The sequence below is a fragment of the Aeromonas sp. MaB10011B genome, assembly GCF_017939325.1.
In the GTDB taxonomy this organism is placed as follows: domain Bacteria; phylum Pseudomonadota; class Gammaproteobacteria; order Enterobacterales; family Aeromonadaceae; genus Aeromonas; species Aeromonas caviae.
In genome coordinates this window covers 1-16433 of the sequence record NZ_JAGKRK010000004.1, presented here as the reverse complement: position 1 = coordinate 16433, position 16433 = coordinate 1, and the positions used below count along the sequence as shown (strand labels likewise).

14 protein-coding genes are annotated in these 16433 nt (G+C 62.4%); 8 read left to right on the top strand and 6 right to left on the bottom strand.

The genetic code is table 11. The features are described from left to right. The first annotated feature begins 16 nt into the window (after nucleotides 1-16). Nucleotides 17-418 (top strand): hypothetical protein, encoded by a 402-nt coding sequence (locus tag J9893_RS01925; protein WP_010674174.1) that lies wholly within the window; start codon nucleotides 17-19, stop codon nucleotides 416-418. Nucleotides 419-426: 8 nt separating this feature from the next. On the opposite strand, the gene J9893_RS01920 is transcribed toward J9893_RS01925, so the two are convergent. After that, nucleotides 427-1329, bottom strand: coding sequence for a LysR family transcriptional regulator (locus tag J9893_RS01920; RefSeq protein WP_039038856.1), 903 nt, complete (start codon nucleotides 1327-1329; stop codon nucleotides 427-429). Nucleotides 1330-1438: 109 nt separating this feature from the next. Between J9893_RS01920 and J9893_RS01915 the strand changes: the two genes are divergently transcribed. The 4 genes from J9893_RS01915 (at nucleotide 1439) to J9893_RS01900 (ending at nucleotide 4348) form a co-directional block, all read left to right on the top strand. Next, nucleotides 1439-1999, top strand: a complete 561-nt coding sequence (locus J9893_RS01915; protein WP_053288582.1) for a YceI family protein — start codon at nucleotides 1439-1441, stop codon at nucleotides 1997-1999. Then, nucleotides 1999-2733, top strand: coding sequence for a hypothetical protein (locus J9893_RS01910; protein WP_210600200.1), 735 nt, complete (start codon nucleotides 1999-2001; stop codon nucleotides 2731-2733). The genes J9893_RS01915 and J9893_RS01910 overlap by 1 nt, the downstream gene beginning before the upstream one ends. 185 nt (nucleotides 2734-2918) lie before the next feature. Next, the gene (locus J9893_RS01905) at nucleotides 2919-4040 is read left to right on the top strand and encodes an adenosylhomocysteinase (RefSeq protein ID WP_210600201.1); all 1122 of its coding nucleotides are present in this window, start codon (nucleotides 2919-2921) and stop codon (nucleotides 4038-4040) included. Next, nucleotides 4037-4348 carry a SelT/SelW/SelH family protein gene (locus J9893_RS01900; protein ID WP_010674179.1) on the top strand — a complete coding sequence of 104 codons (312 nt, stop codon included), beginning with the start codon at nucleotides 4037-4039 and terminating at the stop codon, nucleotides 4346-4348. The genes J9893_RS01905 and J9893_RS01900 overlap by 4 nt, the downstream gene beginning before the upstream one ends. Before the next feature lie 63 nt (nucleotides 4349-4411). Here the strand turns inward: J9893_RS01900 and J9893_RS01895 are convergent, their stop codons facing one another. Then, nucleotides 4412-6136: a GNAT family N-acyltransferase gene (locus J9893_RS01895; RefSeq protein WP_210600202.1), complete on the bottom strand. Its 1725-nt coding sequence runs from the start codon at nucleotides 6134-6136 to the stop codon at nucleotides 4412-4414. A gap of 105 nt (nucleotides 6137-6241) precedes the next feature. Continuing rightward, nucleotides 6242-7468 (bottom strand): peptidase T, encoded by a 1227-nt coding sequence (pepT, locus tag J9893_RS01890; protein ID WP_210600203.1) that lies wholly within the window; start codon nucleotides 7466-7468, stop codon nucleotides 6242-6244. A 1025-nt stretch (nucleotides 7469-8493) separates the two neighbouring features. On the opposite strand from pepT, the gene speA reads away from it, so the two are divergent. Both speA and J9893_RS01880 read left to right on the top strand, forming a co-directional pair. Then, nucleotides 8494-10395 carry a biosynthetic arginine decarboxylase gene (gene speA, locus J9893_RS01885; RefSeq protein WP_210600204.1) on the top strand — a complete coding sequence of 634 codons (1902 nt, stop codon included), beginning with the start codon at nucleotides 8494-8496 and terminating at the stop codon, nucleotides 10393-10395. 256 nt (nucleotides 10396-10651) lie between these two features. Next, nucleotides 10652-10840: a hypothetical protein gene (locus J9893_RS01880; protein ID WP_010674183.1), complete on the top strand. Its 189-nt coding sequence runs from the start codon at nucleotides 10652-10654 to the stop codon at nucleotides 10838-10840. 45 nt (nucleotides 10841-10885) lie between these two features. Here the strand turns inward: J9893_RS01880 and J9893_RS01875 are convergent, their stop codons facing one another. Continuing rightward, complete coding sequence (locus tag J9893_RS01875) at nucleotides 10886-11173, bottom strand: hypothetical protein (RefSeq protein ID WP_049636330.1); 288 nt, start codon at nucleotides 11171-11173, stop codon at nucleotides 10886-10888. 163 nt (nucleotides 11174-11336) lie between these two features. Then, the gene (locus J9893_RS01870; protein ID WP_246875494.1) at nucleotides 11337-13445 is read right to left on the bottom strand and encodes a bifunctional diguanylate cyclase/phosphodiesterase; all 2109 of its coding nucleotides are present in this window, start codon (nucleotides 13443-13445) and stop codon (nucleotides 11337-11339) included. Nucleotides 13446-13894: 449 nt separating this feature from the next. On the opposite strand from J9893_RS01870, the gene J9893_RS01865 reads away from it, so the two are divergent. Continuing rightward, complete coding sequence (locus J9893_RS01865; RefSeq protein ID WP_210600205.1) at nucleotides 13895-14482, top strand: histidine phosphatase family protein; 588 nt, start codon at nucleotides 13895-13897, stop codon at nucleotides 14480-14482. A 48-nt stretch (nucleotides 14483-14530) separates the two neighbouring features. Here J9893_RS01865 and J9893_RS01860 read toward each other — a convergent pair. Next, the coding region (locus J9893_RS01860) for a DUF3427 domain-containing protein (RefSeq protein WP_210621909.1) at nucleotides 14531-16433 on the bottom strand (1903 nt) is incomplete at its 5' end.

Here is a 16433-nt window from a genome sequence, read left to right as displayed (position 1 = left end):
TCAACAGGGTAATCCAATGAGCAATACTATTTTATCCGGCAGTCGTGAGCCCCATCAAAGCCCCATCCTGCTGGATCTCAACGCCCTCTATCACCCGCCCAAACGGCCCCTCACCGCCCTTGGCATCGTCAGCGCCTTCATTCCGCTCTTTGGTTACGGCTGGCAGGCGATGACCCAGGATCCCGAGACCCACTTTCGCCACGAGCTCGGCAAGCGCATCAACAAGCACAAGAGCGACGAGGCAAACCTCGCCCTGATGATGCAGTTGGCGGCCATGCTGGATTGCCATTGCCTGCACGTCACCCTGCCCTATGCGCTGGGGGAGGCCGAGCTCGCCGCCTTGCGCCAGCGTCTGCCACGCTGGCAGATGAGCCAGCAGGATCACCTGCTGGTGGCCGAGCTGATGCCCACCCCCTGAGCCCGGGCTCAGGTCTCCCTGTCCCAGTAGTGGGGCGCCAGATAGCGCTCCTGCACGAATTCGATGAAGCAGCGCACCTTGGCCGACACGAAACGGCGGTGCGGATAGAGGGCATAGAGCCCCACCTGCCCCTTCTCCCACTCCAGCAACAAGGGGACCAGCGCCCCCGAGCGCAGCGCATCCCCCACGATGAAGGTGGGCTGCAAGATGATGCCCTGGTGGTCGCAGGCGGCCCGGGTCAGGGCCACCCCGTTGTTGGCGCGAAGGGGTCCCTGGGGGCGAATGCTGTGCTCCTCCCCATCCCGTTTGAAGACCCAGTCCGGCTGGGTCAGGGTGTAGATGAGGCAGTCGTGCTGCTTGAGATCCTCCGGGGTCTTCGGCCTGCCCCGGCGGGCCAGGTAGTCGGGGCTGGCGCACACCACCATCTTCATCATGGCGAGCGGCTTGGCCACCAGGGAGGAGTCCGGCAGGTTGCCGATGCGCAGGGCCAGATCGAACCCCTCCTCCACCAGGGCCACCCGCCGGTCGCTGTACTCAATCTCTAGCTTCAAGTCCGGGTAGCGCTCGCGAAACAGCGGCAGGGCGGGGGAGAGGTGCAGGTAGCCGAAATCCATGGGCACCGAGAGCTTGAGGGTGCCCTGGGGCTGCTGGTTGTTGTGGGTGAGCTGGCTGTGGGTCTCTTCCAGCTCCGCCAGCAGGGCCAGGGAGCGCTGGTAGTAGAACTGGCCCGCCTCGGTGGGATTGACCTGGCGGGTGGTGCGCGACAGCAGCCGGGTGGAGAGGGACTCCTCGAGCTGCTGCATCAGCTTGGAGGTCATGGCGACCGAGATCCCGAGCTGATGGGCGGCCTTGGTGAAGCTCTGGCACTCCACCACCTTGATGAAGGTGCGCATGGCGGCTATCTGATCCATATTCCACTCTCGGTTGATAATTATTTTAATAAATCGATGATTATCTATTCTCGATAGGAGGTTAGCATTTTGGACACCGTTGTGAACCCCCAATGAAGGAACGATCGGAATGAAAATGACCAAGGCCCTGCTGGCCTCCTGCCTGTTTATGGCGGCTCCCCTGATGGCTGCCGATTACGATGTCGATGCAGCGCACACCACAGTCCAGTTCAAGGTGGGCCACCTCGGCTTCTCCGAACTGGTCGGCCGGTTCAACACCTTCAGTGGCACCTTCAGCATGGACGACGCCAACCCGGCGGCGGCCAAGGCGAACTTCGAAATCGATGCCGCCAGCGTGGATTCCAACCACGAGGCCCGCGACAAGCACCTGCGCAGCCCCGACTTCCTGGACGTGAAGCAGTACCCCAAGATGACCTTCGTCAGCACCGGCTATGAAGGCACCAAGGACAAGGGCGTGCTCAAGGGCACCCTGACCCTGCACGGCGTGTCCAAGGACGTGGCCTTCGACCTGGTCCACATCGGCGAAGGCAAGGATCCCTGGGGCGGCTACCGCAGCGGCTTCAACGCCACCACCACCATCAAGCGCAGCGAGTTCGGCGTGAACTACATGGTGCCGAACATCCCTGACGAGATGACCATCAACCTGTTCGTTGAAGGCGTGCGCAAGTAATGGGCGCAGCACTCCTGCTTCAAACCCTGGCGGCTCCTTTAGGGGCCGCTTTGCTGTCGTGGCGCTGGCCGCGGCTGGGCTATCTGTGGGGCGCCCTGGGGATCTGGCTGGTAGGCTGCCTGCTGGGCGGTGCCTATGGCCTGCCGGTCAAGGCGTGGCAGTGGCTGCCGCTGACCCTGCTGGTACCCGCTCTGATCCAGGGTACCAACAAGGGGATCGCCCTTGCGCTGTTCGGGGTGCTGGGCGCCCTGGTGTGGTGGCAGGGGCTGGCCTCCGTGCTGGCGAGCGAGCCCGGGATCTGGCTGGCCCTGCTGCCCGCCATCCTCTGGTCTGGCTGGACGAGCTGGCGTGGTGACAGCGAGGAGGGGCTCGGCTTCGCCCTGGCCTTCATCTGGCTGGCGCTGGTCATCGGCATCGATGGCAGCCTGCTCATCGCCCAGCTGACGGGGGCCCTGGCCGCGTTTGCCGGATTCCGTGCCCTGCTCGGCGCCTTTGCAGGGGTCAAGGTGACCCCGGCTGCCCTGGGGCTTTCACTCGCCTTCGTGCAGATGCTCGCCTGGCAGTACGTGGAAGTGCCCCTGCTGGTGCTGCTGCCGGTCTGGCTGTTGCCGCTGCTGGAACGTGCCCTGCACGGGCGCCCGGGACTCTCTCGCTGGGGGGTCTTGATCCTGGTGGCGGCCGTCGGTGTCGGAGTGAGTCTGTGGTGGGTATGGCCAGAGGCGTCACTTTACTGATTTCTGCATGAAAAACAGGCTATTACCTTAGAAATTGATGGGCTTGTCAAAGTCTGGACAGATAAAGATTGAGACCCATGGTGCTTTCGGATAAAAAGGATTTTCAATTATCTGGATACACACAGAACCCGGCTATGCCGGGTTCTGTTTGCCTGCTTTCCCGCGGCACGCTAAGGAGGCCACAGTTGCACAGTCAGGGATCTGAGCATCTGTTTTTTCGCCATTTCACCGAACAGGGATGTCTTGGGGATCTCTGCATCCTGCTGGTGACCCACCTGCTTCCCGACAGACCCGACTTCATCCAGGTGCTCGATCGGGTGGGCCGGGTCGGTGCCATCCTGCCCAAACCCAAGTCCGTGCACGGGCCGACGCTGGCCTGGGCCCAGCAGCACTACCCCGTGCTGCCCCTCAATCGCCACTGGACCTCGGATCCCGGTGAGGTGATCGCCCAGATTGCCCCCCTGGTGATGTCCCACGAGCGGCTCATCATCCTCGACATCGGCGGCTACTTCGCCAAGAGCCAGGCGGTACTGGCCGAGCACTTTGGCGCACGCTTCATCGGGGTGGTGGAGATGACCGAGAACGGCCATCAGCGCTACGAACAGGAGTCCCTGGCGGCCCCCGTCATCTCGGTGGCCCGCAGCCCCCTCAAGCAGGCGGAAGATATCCAGATCGGCCTGAGCGTGGTCTACTCCGCGGAGTCCCTCGCGCGTACCCTGAGGCGTACCTTCAATGTCTGCCAGGCAGCCCTGTTCGGCTATGGCAAGGTGGGGCGCAGCATCGCCCGGGAACTGCGCTGTCGCAACCTGCATCTGGAGCTGGTGGAGACGGATGCCCTGCGCCAGGTGGAGGCGCTCTCCCACGGCTTCAAGCTGGTGAACAAGGCCGAGGCCCTGGGCCGCGCCGAGCTGGTGATCTGCTCCACCGGCAACGGCTCCCTCGACATCACCGATCTGCAGGCCCTGCGCCCCGGCGCCATGCTGGCCTCGGTCACCTCCGCCGACGACGAATTCGCCTTCAGCCTCGCCCAGCTGCCCTGGCCGAGCGAGGAGGTGTGTCCCCATGTGCTGGCCCTGACCCGGCCGGACGGCAGCACCATCTTTTTGCTCAACCGGGGGGAGGCGGTCAACTTCGTCCACGGCGCCGTCATCGGCGAATATGTCTACCTGGTGCTGGCGGAGATCATCGAAGGGGTGCACCAACTGGCCCATCAGGCATCCTCCCCGGGCCTTCACGAACTGCCCCAGGCCACCATGCAGCGCATCGCTCGCCACTGGTTGACCGATTTTCACGGAGTCACCCCATGACAGACACCCATTTGCCCCTCGCGAAACCGCGCATCGAAATCCGTTACTGCACCCTCTGCCGCTGGATGCTGCGGGCCGCCTGGCTCGCCCAGGAGCTGCTCTCCACCTTCGACGGCGAACTGGGAGAGGTGGCCCTGGTGCCCGCCAGCAAGGGGGAGTTTCGCATCCTGGTGGACGGGGTGCTGGTGTGGGACAGGGTGGCCGACGAGGGCTTCCCCGAGGCCAAGGAGATCAAGCAGCGGGTGCGGGATGTCATCGCCCCGGAGCGGGATCTCGGTCATGCGGATCGCAAACCCGCAGCCGAGTAGGCGGCATCACCCATGATGTGAAAGAGGGAGGCGCAGGCCTCCCTCTTTCATTGCTGCCCCCGGTCAACGGTCGCCAGAGGTGGCCAGCCCTTCCCCGGCGGGGAGGCCAATATAGCGGGCCCGCTTGTGGGGCTTGATGCGGCTCACGTCCACCCACACCAGGCCGTCGATGCAGTGGTTGAAGTCCGGGTCGATGCCAAAGTCCATGAACTGCACGCCCCCCGGCTCGCACAGCTCGGCGTACTGCTTGTAGAGGGTGGGAATGGCGCAGCCCAGGTTGTCTAGCCCGGCCTTGAGCACCTTGAGGTCGTCCCCGTAATCGCGCCCCTCGAACAGCGTCGGCGTGGCGGGATAGGGGCGGCGGGAAGGGGCGAGGGCAAGGGCGGGGGCGAAGTGCTGGCGATAGAAGCTCACCAGCAGATCCTTGGCCGCCGGCGGCAAGCTGCCGGAGAGGGTGACTGGCCCGAACAGGTAGCGGTATTGGGGATAGCGGGCCAGATAGGCCCCGATGCCGAACCAGAGGTAATCGAGCCCCCGCTTGCCCCAGTAGGCGGGCTGGATGAAGCTGCGGCCAAGCTCGATGGCCTGTTCCAGCCGGGGCAGCAGCTTCTCTTCGAAGCCGAACAGGGTGTGGCTGTAGAGGCCATCCAGCCCCTTGCTGGCCAGCCGTTCGGCCACCGGGGCGAAACGGTAGGCACCGATGATGTCGAGGCGGGCGGGATCCCAGAGGATGAGATGGTGATAGTCATCGTCGAAGGCATCGAGATCCCGCCGCTTGCCCGAGCCTTCCCCCACCGCCCGAAAGGCGATCTCCCGCAGGCGCCCCAGCTCGCGCAGGATCACCGAGTGGCTCTGCTCGTGGCGACGATAGAGCAGGATGCGCTGGCCGTCCGGGGTCTGGCCGAGCAGCTCGCACCCGTCGATGGCCTGTTTCAGCAGGCGGCGATCCTCCGGCAGGGCGATGGGGGCCTCGGTCTGCAACCGTCCCGCCTTGCCCCGAGCGATTCGGTAGAGGTGGCCGCGCACCAGCCGGGCCGCCGTCTTGGCCGGCAGCTCCTGAAAACTGGCAAGGGGAATGCGCGCCCCTATGGTCACCGGCAGCGTCTGCCCCTGCTGGCGAAACAGCTGGTGTACCAGCAGCAGGGCGGAGGCGGGCTTGTTGAGCCAGGAGGCGAGATAGAACCAGAGGCTGTTGCGCCCTCCCAGGTGAATGGGCACCAGGGGCGTTCGGGTGCGTTGGGCCAGCTTGATGAAGCCAGCCTGCCAGGGGCCATCCTTCACCCCCTTGGGGCCGAGGCGGGAGACCTCGCCTGCGGGGAAGATAACCAGGGCCCCGTCGGCGGCAAGGTGTTCGTTCATGGCGAGGATGGCCTGCCTGTCGGTCTTGCCCCCCAGGTTGTCCACCGGCAGCAGCAAAGGGCGCAGCGGTGCGAGCTGGGCCAGCACCTGGTTGGCCACTATTTTGACGTCGGGGCGGATGCGCCCGATGAGGCGCAGCAGGGCCAGCCCGTCCAGGGAGCCGATGGGGTGATTGGCGACAAGAATGACCCGGCCGCTGGCGGGAATGTGCTCGAGCTCGGCCTCGCTCACCCGGTAGTCGAAGTGGAGCTCGGTGAGGGCCTGCTCGACGAAGTCCAGACCGCGCAGGTGGGGATGGCGCGCGGCAAAGCGGGTGAAGGCCTCCTCATGCAGCAACCAGCTCAGCCCCTGCCTCATCAGGGGACGGAGGAGAGGCTGGCTGGCGAGGCGGGGCAGGTGTTGCCCCAACAGGGTATCGACGTCGAACATGGGCAAGGCTCCGCTGAACTTTGCCCCAGCTTGACGCCCCTGCGTGCCTTTCGTGTGTCGGTTGGGTGACGGTTTGATGACGGGGCGAGCCCCGTCCTTGCTCCCTTACTCTACCCGCCAGGCAGAGGTGAGGCGCACCAGTGCCACCAGGGTAGCGACCGCTTTTTCCATGGATTGCAGGGGGATGAACTCGTGCTTGCCGTGGAAGTTGTGGCCGCCGGTGAACAGGTTCGGGCAGGGCAGCCCCATGAAGGAGAGCCGGGCGCCGTCGGTGCCGCCGCGAATGGGTTTGATCTTGGGCACCACGTCGGCGGCCTCCATGGCGGCTTTGGCCAGCTCGACGATGTGGGGATGGGGTGCTATCTGGCTGCGCATGTTGCGGTAGTTGTCCGCTATCTCCAGGGTGATGCGCGCCTTGGGGGCGTCCAGCTGAAGGGAGGCGACCCGCTCCTTGAGCTGGGCCTTGCGGGCGGCGAAGCAGTCATCGTCGAAGTCGCGGATGAGGTAGTGCAGGGTGGTCTCCTCCACCGTGCCCTCCATCCGGGCCAGGTGGAAGAAGCCCTCATACCCCTGGGTGCACTCCGGGGTCTGTTCGGCGGGCATGGCGGCATGGAAGCGGGCGGCCAGGGTCTGGCTGTTGATCATGCTGCCCTTGGCGGTGCCGGGGTGGACGTTGTTGCCTGTGATGCGCACCGTGGCGCTGGCGGCGTTGAAGTTCTCGCATTCGAGCTCGCCGAGCTCGCCGCCATCCACCGTGTAGGCCCACTTGGCCGGGAAGCGGTCCAGCGGGAAGCGGTCGGCACCGCGCCCTATCTCCTCGTCCGGGGTAAAGCCGACCCAGACATCGCCACGGTGGATCTCGGGGTGAGCCTGCAGGTATTCCACGGCGGTGAGGATCTCGGCGATGCCCGCCTTGTCGTCGGCCCCCAGCAGGGTGGTGCCGTCGGTGGTGATGAGATCCTGCCCCAGGTAGTTTTTCAGGAAGCGGTACTGGCGGATGGCCAGCACCTCGTCCCCCTTGCCAAGGCAGATATCGCCCCCCTGATAGTTCTCGACTATCTGGGGAACGACGCACTCGGCCTCGTAATCGGCGGTGTCCATGTGGGCGATGAGCCCGATGGCGGGGGCATCCGGCTGGTTGCCCGGCAGGCAGGCTGTGAGGTAGCCATGCTCGTCCAGGGTGACCTGGCTCAGCCCCATCTGCGTCATTTCGTCGCACAGGGCCCGGGCGAAGAGGCGCTGTCCCTCGCTGCTGGGGCAGGCAGGATTGGTCGCATCGGAACGGGTATGAAAGGTGAGGTAGTGGAGAAAGCGCGAAAGCAGGGTGTTCATGGGCAAGCCTCGGGTCACGAAAGAGGAGTCATTGTGGCCAAGACGGCGGCGCCGCTTATTGCGTCAGCGCAGTTTTTGATGACTTTATGGGGGAGAGGAGGGCCATCGAGGGGGAGGGGCAGGGATCATCGCTCGGCACCTTGCATAAAAATTCCAAAATAAAAACTGGTTAAGCAATTGCGAAAAAGCTGAATTTCCCCTCGGCCCAGCGCTGGCAAGGGGTGACCCAAAAAGCGTGACGTGTTGGTTATTTTCATCGCCTCGCCCACGCACTCTCATCCCCCGCCATCCCAGAGCCCGCCTTGCTGGCAGCGAGATTTTGCCCCCTGATGAAAACCCGTTTTTTAACACGATTTTTTATTGTCACTGGCTGTGGTAAGTGTGTACACTCCGCGCCGATCCGAGGGCAACCCTGCGCAGGCCGTGTCCGCCAGACCCGCAGGATCATGACGCCTATAGGGCGAGGCACGCAGAAACGACAGACACTGCTGGGGAATGGTTTCTTTAATACCGGTTAGGCTCCGGTATCAGGGAGAACAACGGACTCTCATCTTTCAGCTGACCGAGTGGGCTTCGGGCTCATCATCTCCCTTGTCATGGGCGGTCACTGGCGTTGAGCGGGTCGTAGTGGTTGTCGTCCATCAACACGATGCGTGCTGACGTCTTCCCTTCTCTTCCTTGAAACCCTCTCCTGTCCGTCGGGATGGCTGCCGAATGATGAACAAACGGCGTGGCTGATGCCGATTGTCATCAAAGTACCGCGGTACGCCGGCAAGGTGTTACCGCATACCGTTGAGCTTGATGTAAAGCCACCAGCCCCACATCAAGACTCGTTACTTCCCAAGATCCACCAGGCAGCCTTGGCTTGCCGCGATGTGCAATGAACAGGATGTGGCGGAGCATGCTCCGTTGCGGGTCCAACGTCAGCAGGCCGCTCTGGCTTGCCGCATTTTGCAATCAATGGTCTGGATGTGATTGAGGGTAACGAAGGCGGCCCACGGCCGCTCATTTGCGAGGCATAGCCCATGACTAACTGGTCCAGCAAGGACTCCTTGAAGGTCTACAACGTTCCCTACTGGGGGGCGGGTTTTTTCAATATCAATGACGCCGGTCATGTGACCGTCTCTCCCGACAAGTCTCGCCCCGAGGCTCAGATCGTGCTGTCCGAGGCCATCGAGCAACTGCGCCAGTCCGGGCTGACCACGCCGGTGTTGCTGCGTTTCCCCGACATCCTCAAGAGCCGGGTCGATGCGCTGTTCAACGCCTTCGGTCAGGCCATCGAAAAGTCAGGCTATGAAGGGGATTACCTGTGCGTTTACCCGATCAAGGTAAACCAGCAGCGCCGCGTCATCGAGACCATCAGTCAGTCCTACAGCGACAAGCCGAGGCTTGGGCTGGAAGCGGGCTCCAAGCCCGAGTTGCTGGCCGTGCTGTCCCATCATCATGAGCAAGGGTCCGTGATCGTCTGCAACGGTTACAAGGACCGCGAATACATCCGCCACGCCCTCCTGGGCAACCTGATGGGCCACAAGGTCTACATCGTGGTGGAGAAGCCCTCCGAGCTGGAAATGGTGCTGGACGAGTCAGCTCGTCTCAACATCAAGCCCAACATCGGGGTGCGCGCCCGTCTGGCGTCCACCGGCTCCGGCATGTGGGAATCGAGCGGCGGTTCCATGTCCAAGTTCGGTCTCTCTGCCTCCCAGATCCTGGCGCTGGTGGAGCGTCTGCGCAGCCTCGGCAAGCTGGATTGCCTGCAACTGCTGCACTTCCACCTGGGCTCCCAGATCGCCAACATCCGCGACATCCAGGGCGGCATCCGCGAGTGCGGCCGCTTCTACGCCGAGCTGTGCCGTCTTGGTGCCAAGGTCGAGGTGGTGGACGTGGGCGGCGGCCTGGGTGTGGACTACGAGGGCACCCGTTCCCAGAGCCACTGCTCCGCGAACTACAGCCTCTCCGAGTACGCCAACAACGTGGTCTGGGGCATCGGCGATGTCTGCCGCGAGTTCGACCTGCCGCACCCCACCATCATCAGCGAGTCCGGCCGTGCCCTGACTGCACACCACGCCGTGCTGGTCACCAACATCATTGGTGCCGAAGGGGTGGAGGTGAACGACATCAGCGCCCCGGACGAAGACGCGCCCACCATCTTGCAGAACATGTGGAAAGGGTGGCTGGACCTGCGCGGGGAAGATCCCTCCCTGCTGGAGATCTTCCACGACTCCGTGGCGGATCTCGGTGACGTCAACGCGCAGTACACCATGGGTCTCTTGAATCTGGAGCAACGCGCCTGGGCCGAGATGCTGCACCAGAACACCTGTCTGGCGCTCAAGGAGCTGCTGAACCCGGTCAACCGCAACCACCGCGCCCTGGCCGACGAGCTCTCCGAGAAACTGGCGGACAAGTGCTTTGCCAACTTCTCCCTGTTCCAGTCCCTGCCGGATGCCTGGGGTATCGGTCAGGTGTTCCCGGTGATGCCACTGGCCGGTCTTGATCGTCCTCTCACCCGCCGCGGCATCCTGATGGACATCACCTGCGACTCCGATGGTCAGGTGGAGCACTACGTCGACGGTCTGGGGGTAGAGAGCACCCTGCCGATGCCGGTCTACGGTGAAGGCGAAGAGTGCCATGTCGGCTTCTTCCTGGTGGGTGCCTATCAGGAGATCCTGGGGGATCTGCACAACCTGTTCGGTGACACCCACTGCGCGGAAGTGTGGCTGGATGAAGAAGGCAAGATGGACATCCGCAACGTGGTGCGTGGCGACACCGTCGACCAGCTGCTGCGTTACGTCAACATCGACCCGTCCGTGATCCGCGAGAACTACCAGCGCATCGTCTCCCACCCGGCGCTGGACGACGAGACCCGCAAGGCCCTGCTCGACGAGCTGGAGCTGGGTCTGCAAGGCTACGCCTACCTGGAAGACGAATAAGCCAGCGGCTTGTTCCCCGTCGGTCAAATGACGGACATGAAAAACGGCGCCTTCGGGCGCCGTTTTTGTTGTGCTGTTGCCTGGCTGGGGCCGGTTGGCGGGCTCGGTCACCCTGGCTGGCGGCATCCCGCCCCGGCCAGATCCGGCCACTGCCCGCTTCTGCCCGTCACCACCCTTGATCCAGGTCAAGGGGGACTTAGGTCCCTTATTTTACGGTCAAGAGTGATGTTGGTGAATGACACATAAGGATGTGCGTATGGAACTCAAGAGGGACCCGAGATGCTATACCGACGTCTGTATCGACGGTAAGTGGTATCACTACGATCACTGCAGCACTCACGTTTATATGCTGATGGGGGGCGCCGCCCCCAGCCTGCAGCTTGCCCATGAACCCGGCAGTGAAGAGGAGCTGGTGGAGATGCTCCGCCAGCACCCCCAACGCTGACTGCCTGCGGGCCATCGGGGGTATCGTCCCGGCGGCCCGCCTTGCTCAGCCCGCCTTGCGGCCCAGGATCTTATTGCCCATCTCCAGCAAGGCCGTTGCCGCCGCATAGGCCTCGTCTGACTTGCCTATCTCGTCCGCCACGTAGAGAAAGCCGGATCTGTACTTCTCAACCGCCTCGCGGGGAGTGGCCGCGTCGATGAAATCCTCTTCCACCTCGAACCCTTGTGTCAGCAGCGCCTCCTTCTCCGTGAGGAAGGTGGGGGAGGCCATGTCGACATAGGTATATTGCTGACGGCGGGAGGCGGGGACGCTGAAGAACTGGTATCTGGCCATGGATGTGGCTCCTCTGAACGGGTGATCTGCCATGGGGGCGCTCGATGCGCCCGGCAAGATAAAGGGGCATTCGAGTCTTGCAGCAGACTACCTTGAGTCGTGAAGGGACGCAATCGGGCTGGTGATGACCCTGGCGACACGGGCGCAGCGCCTCACCTGCTTGTCAGGCAAGCACACCTTCCAGCACCCGTTGGGGAGTCTCGGGAGCGCAGTGGACAAGCAGTTGCTCCCCGGTCATGGGGCGTCCGAGCAGGTAGCCCTGCAAGGTGTCGCAGCCCAGCTCGGTCAGCAGGTCGCGCTGCTCCGGGGTTTCCACCCCCTCTGCCACGATGCGCATCTCCAGGGCCTGACCCAGGGCGATGATGGCGGCGATGATGGTGGCATCATCGCCCCCCCGCTCCAGGGTGGTGACAAAGCCCCGGTCAATCTTGAGCTCGTTGGCGGGGAAGCGCTTGAGGTAGAGCAGGCTGGAGTAGCCGGTGCCGAAGTCGTCGATGGAGATGCCAAGGCCGAGCTCGGCCAGACGGTTGAGGATGGCGAGGCTCTCCTCGGCCTTCTGCATGGCGGTGGATTCGGTGATCTCCAGGGTCAGGTGACGGGCCTCGAGCCGATGGCGGGCGAGGGCGCCCTGCACCTCCTCCAGCAGCCCGGGGCTGGCGAGCTGGATGGTGGAGAGATTGACCGCCACACTCCAGTTGTGATGACCCGCCGCCCGCCAGGCGCTCATCTGGCGGCACGCCTCGTCGATGACCCAGTTGCCGATGGGGATGATGAGCCTGCTCTTCTCCGCCAGCGGCAGGAAGCTGGCCGGCGAGACGGCACCATGCATCGGGTGCTGCCAGCGCAGCAGGGCCTCGGCGCCGACCACCTGGCCGCTGCGGGCACAGTATTTGGGCTGGTAGTGCAGGGCCAGCTCCCCCCGCTCCAGGGCGTGTTGCAGCTCCTTGTGCAGCAGGAACTGCTGGTGGGCGTTGGCGTTCATGGCGCTGTCGAAGTAGTAGTAGTCGTTGCGCCCCTGCTCCTTGGCGTAATACATGGCGGCATCGGCGTTGAGGGTCAGCTCGTGCAGGTTGGTGCCATCCTGGGGATAGACGGCAATGCCGATGCTGGCGGTGATGTGCAGGCTGTGGTGCTCCCACTCATAGGGCTGGGCCAGGGTGGCCAGCAGCCGCTCGGCGAAGGCCGTGGTCTGGCTCACGTCCCCCGGCGCCAGGGCCAGCACGAACTCGTCCCCGCCAAAGCGCGAGGCGGTGTCGCTGGCACCGAGCAGGCCGGTGATGCGCTGGGCCACCTCGGCCAGCAGCAGATCCCCGGTGTGGTGGCCGTGGGCATCGTTGATGATCTTGAAGCCGTCGAGATCGAGAAACAGCAGGGAGAAGCTGCGCTGGCTGTGCTGGCACTCCTGGATGCGCTGCTCCAGCCGGTCGGCGAACAGCAGCCGGTTGGGCAGCCGGGTCAGGCTGTCGTGGAGCGCCAGCTTGAGCAGCTCGTCGTGGGCCTGGTGCAATGAGGTCGAGAGGCGCGCGGCGTGGGCGTCCAGCATGGAGAGCACCAGGGCGATGGCGAACACCGCCAGGGTCACTATGATGACCACGGTCGCCAGCCACTGGGTATTGAGCCCGGTATAGAGGGCGCCGCACAGGCTCTCTGTGGGGAACTGGGCCGCCGCCATGCCGGTGTAGTGCATGCCGATGATGGCGGCCCCCATCACCAGGGAGGCGAGGGCCTTGCTGAAGAAGGCGCGGGGCGAGCTGTTGCGCAGGCGAAACGCTATCCAGAGTGCGGCACCCGAGGCGAATACCGCGATGAGGATGGAGAGGATGAAAAGCCCAGGCAGGTAGTGGATGCCGGGCGCTATCTTCATGGCCGCCATGCCGATGTAGTGCATGGTGGCGATGCCGGCACCCATCAGTACGGCCCCGAACAGGATCTGGTGCCAGGGGAGCTGGGGACGACTCACCAGCCAGAGCGCAAAGGCCGAGGAGCCGATGGCCGCCACCAGGGAGAGACCGGTGAGGGTCAGATCGTATCCCAGCGCGATGGGCAGGTTGAAGGCGAGCATGCCGATAAAATGCATGGACCAGATGCCGAGCCCCATGGCGAAGGCTCCCCCCGCTAGCCAGAGCACGGCGGCCCGTCCCCGGCTCTGGCTCACCCGGCTGGTCATGGTCAGCGCCGTGTAGGAGGCGAGCACCGCCACCAGGATGGAGAAGAACACCAGATCCTGGCTGTAATAACTGTCGAGCATGGGGTGGGTTGGGGTCACGTTCATTTACTCTGGGGTACATCAGGGCCTGAGCCTGGGCCGGGTCAGGGGAAATCGGGTGGCAGATTGTACACCAGGCGTCCCTGTCGTGAGCCAGAGATACGTACCAAAATGGCCCCCGGATCAGAGCAAAAACTCTGTCTTTTCTGGCTTTGGCCGCCATCCTGTGACCGATAAACCGGCACATCCCCATTTTATTCCGTCCGAACAACAAGATAGGGGAGCATGGGGCGCTTGCCACGGCGCTGGCGGGCCCGTGGCGAAGGCGTGTGGTATGCGCACAAGGCGCCTGTGCGATAAAGGCGCGCACCCCCTGTCGTCCTTTCACGATAGCCGCAGGCCATGCGCTCAAGGAGTCAGCACAAGCCTGCATCCTCCGGGTCTTGGTTGACCCGGTACATCTGTTATCATCTTCCCCCTGTTTTTCTTATCTCGTTGACTCTGCTGGAGAAGCCATGTCTCGAACCCTCTATTTGCTGCGCCACGGCCAGACCCGTTACAACGCCGAATTGCGGTTGCAGGGGCGTTGCAACTCCGAGCTGACCCCCAGGGGAGAAGCCCAGGCCCTCGCCATGGGGGCCCGTCTGGCCAAGCTCCTGGCCGAGCCCACCGACTGGACGATCTACGCCAGCCCCCTCGGCCGGGCACGGCAGACGGCGGAGCGGGTGTGTCAGCAGCTTGGCTTGGACCAGGGGCGCATCATCTGGGACGAGCGGCTGGTGGAGCTGGGGATGGGGGAGTGGGAGAGTCGCCGGGTGCCCGAGCTGCTGGCGGCCCACCCCGAGCTGGATCTGGAGGAGCCGGACTGGTATCTGCGGGCCCCCCATGGCGAGAGTTTTGAGAGCATTCAAGGCCGGGCCCGGCAATGGCTTGAGGACGAGCAGATTGCCGAGCAGGCCATCGTGGTTTCTCACGGTCTCTTTGGCGCCATGCTGCGCGGCGCCTATGTGGATCTGGACTACACCACCACCTGGCTGCAGGAGCTGCCGCAGGATGCCTTCTTCAAACTCAGTGGCGGTCGCATCGAGCGGATTGCCTGCTGACCACACGAAGGCGGCCCGCCGTGGGTGGGCCTTGTTGTGATGGGTCGCTCAGCCAACTGCCAATTTGGCCGCTTCTTTCCACATAAAAGGCGGCATCGGAGTAGTGAGACGCCATTTTATGTTCATCGGTTGGCTACCGCTGTGGGAGATGTACTCCACCTCACCGAAGTTCACAAAGCCAAGGGTGCGGCCAAATTCATCTTTGCTCTGCTCACGAACGAACAGAAACAAACGCTTACCTTCTGCTCTGTGGTTTATGTAACTCAGCCCCTTACCTCGCTCTGGGCGAGCGCTGTTTTGGCTCTGCCAATGGAACAGCGACTCATTGATGGCGTAGTCGTGATAACGGGTGGTGGGGGAGAAGTGCTGCTCCGTTTTGTTCAAGGTCACGAACAGCAACTCGATATTGTGCTCTGCGATGACATAGACCCCTTCGCGAGCCGTGGGCTGTTGCGTGAAGGTGGTTGCCCCAAAGCCAACCAGCACCTGCTCTCTGGCATAACGGGCATGCAGTTGTAGTGGATTGCCGGGAAGATCTGGCATGGCTCTTTGTTCGTGCTGCACCCGGTTGATCAGCATGGGCAACAGATCTGCCAGCTCGGCCCTTAACTCTGGTTGATTGAGTTGTTTCAGGCTGTGCGCCAAGGAGCTAAAGCCTGCGTTGGGGCCGCTTTGTTGCCAGAAGTCGTAATGGCACATCAAGGCCATCCGCTCATCGTGCTCAGCCGTTAAGGTAAAGGCGCTTTCCACCAAGGTTTGTAAGAAGTTCAAGTAATGGAGCGCATCGCAGCCCAATAGCCGGGTTTTGATGGCCCGGGTGTAGAGGGTCGACAGCTTCTCATCGCTCATTTCAGAAATGGTATGGTTGTGGGCCTGTTTGACCAAGGCGCTCCAATTGCCGCGCTTGTAGACCTCCTCAAGGCTGATATGAGGGTAGAACTTCAAAAAATTCGTCAGTGTCAGTGGTAAATCGCAATCCTGTGAGAAACGGCGGATCAGGCCCATGAGGCGCGAGGTATTGAGAGTCGCCTTTTTGATATTGCTCAGAATTAACTCTTGGGTCTGTTTTGAGAGCTCGATACGGCAGCCCAAGGGGGCGTGAGGGAAGCCCTGTTTGATCTCGTGGCTGATCGCTTTATTGGTTTTACCCACCAGTGCCCGGAACTTCTGGGCAAAGTCATACTCAGCACGGGCATTCCCAACAAAGTCCAATACGGTGCAGCACTCTTTATCGCTCGCCAGTCGCAGGCCGCGCCCCAATTGCTGCAAGAAGATGGTGAGGCTTTCCGTTGGTCGTAAAAACAGCAAGGTATCGACTTCCGGGATATCAACCCCTTCGTTGAAGATGTCCACCACGCAGAGAATATTGATAACGCCGGTACGCAAATCTTGTTGCTTACTATGTCGCTCGTCTCGGTTATCGCTGGTGAGGATGTCAGCCTTGATGCCCTTCAATAAAAATGCTTTGCACATAAAGTCGGCATGTTCACGGCTCACACAAAATGCCAGTGCTTTGATCTTGGTAATATCGGTGACGATCTCATTGAGGCTCTGGACTATCTTCTGTACCCGCTGCTGATTGTGGGTATAGATATTGGTGAGCTCAGTGATGTCATAACGGCCATTTTTCCAAGTCACTTGGTGCAAGTCAGTATCATCATCGATACCAAAATATTGGAATGGACAGAGATGGCGACGATTGATGGCCTCGGGCAAGCGGATTTCTGCTGCGATGACACCACAAAAGTCGGCAAGAATATCACCGCCATCATGGCGCTCTGGCGTTGCGGTTAATCCCAACAGAATGTGAGGTTCAAAGGCGGCGAGCAGACCGCGATAACTGGCCGCCGCAATATGGTGAACCTCATCAATGACGATGTAATCGAAATAGTCTTGGCTAAGACGTAAATTAGCCAGCTGGTTATTCAAAGATTGCACCGAGGCAAACAGC

Excerpts from the sequence above, each read along its gene's own strand:
- J9893_RS01925 (WP_010674174.1), top strand. The coding sequence starts at position 17 with ATGAGCAATACTATTTTATCCGGCAGTCGTGAGCCCCATCAAAGCCCC.
- J9893_RS01920 (WP_039038856.1), bottom strand. The coding sequence starts at position 1,329 with ATGGATCAGATAGCCGCCATGCGCACCTTCATCAAGGTGGTGGAGTGC.
- J9893_RS01915 (WP_053288582.1), top strand. The coding sequence starts at position 1,439 with ATGAAAATGACCAAGGCCCTGCTGGCCTCCTGCCTGTTTATGGCGGCT.
- J9893_RS01910 (WP_210600200.1), top strand. The coding sequence starts at position 1,999 with ATGGGCGCAGCACTCCTGCTTCAAACCCTGGCGGCTCCTTTAGGGGCC.
- J9893_RS01900 (WP_010674179.1), top strand. The coding sequence starts at position 4,037 with ATGACAGACACCCATTTGCCCCTCGCGAAACCGCGCATCGAAATCCGT.
- J9893_RS01895 (WP_210600202.1), bottom strand. The coding sequence starts at position 6,136 with ATGTTCGACGTCGATACCCTGTTGGGGCAACACCTGCCCCGCCTCGCC.
- pepT (WP_210600203.1), bottom strand. The coding sequence starts at position 7,468 with ATGAACACCCTGCTTTCGCGCTTTCTCCACTACCTCACCTTTCATACC.
- speA (WP_210600204.1), top strand. The coding sequence starts at position 8,494 with ATGACTAACTGGTCCAGCAAGGACTCCTTGAAGGTCTACAACGTTCCC.
- J9893_RS01880 (WP_010674183.1), top strand. The coding sequence starts at position 10,652 with ATGGAACTCAAGAGGGACCCGAGATGCTATACCGACGTCTGTATCGAC.
- J9893_RS01875 (WP_049636330.1), bottom strand. The coding sequence starts at position 11,173 with ATGGCCAGATACCAGTTCTTCAGCGTCCCCGCCTCCCGCCGTCAGCAA.
- J9893_RS01870 (WP_246875494.1), bottom strand. The coding sequence starts at position 13,445 with ATGAACGTGACCCCAACCCACCCCATGCTCGACAGTTATTACAGCCAG.
- J9893_RS01865 (WP_210600205.1), top strand. The coding sequence starts at position 13,895 with ATGTCTCGAACCCTCTATTTGCTGCGCCACGGCCAGACCCGTTACAAC.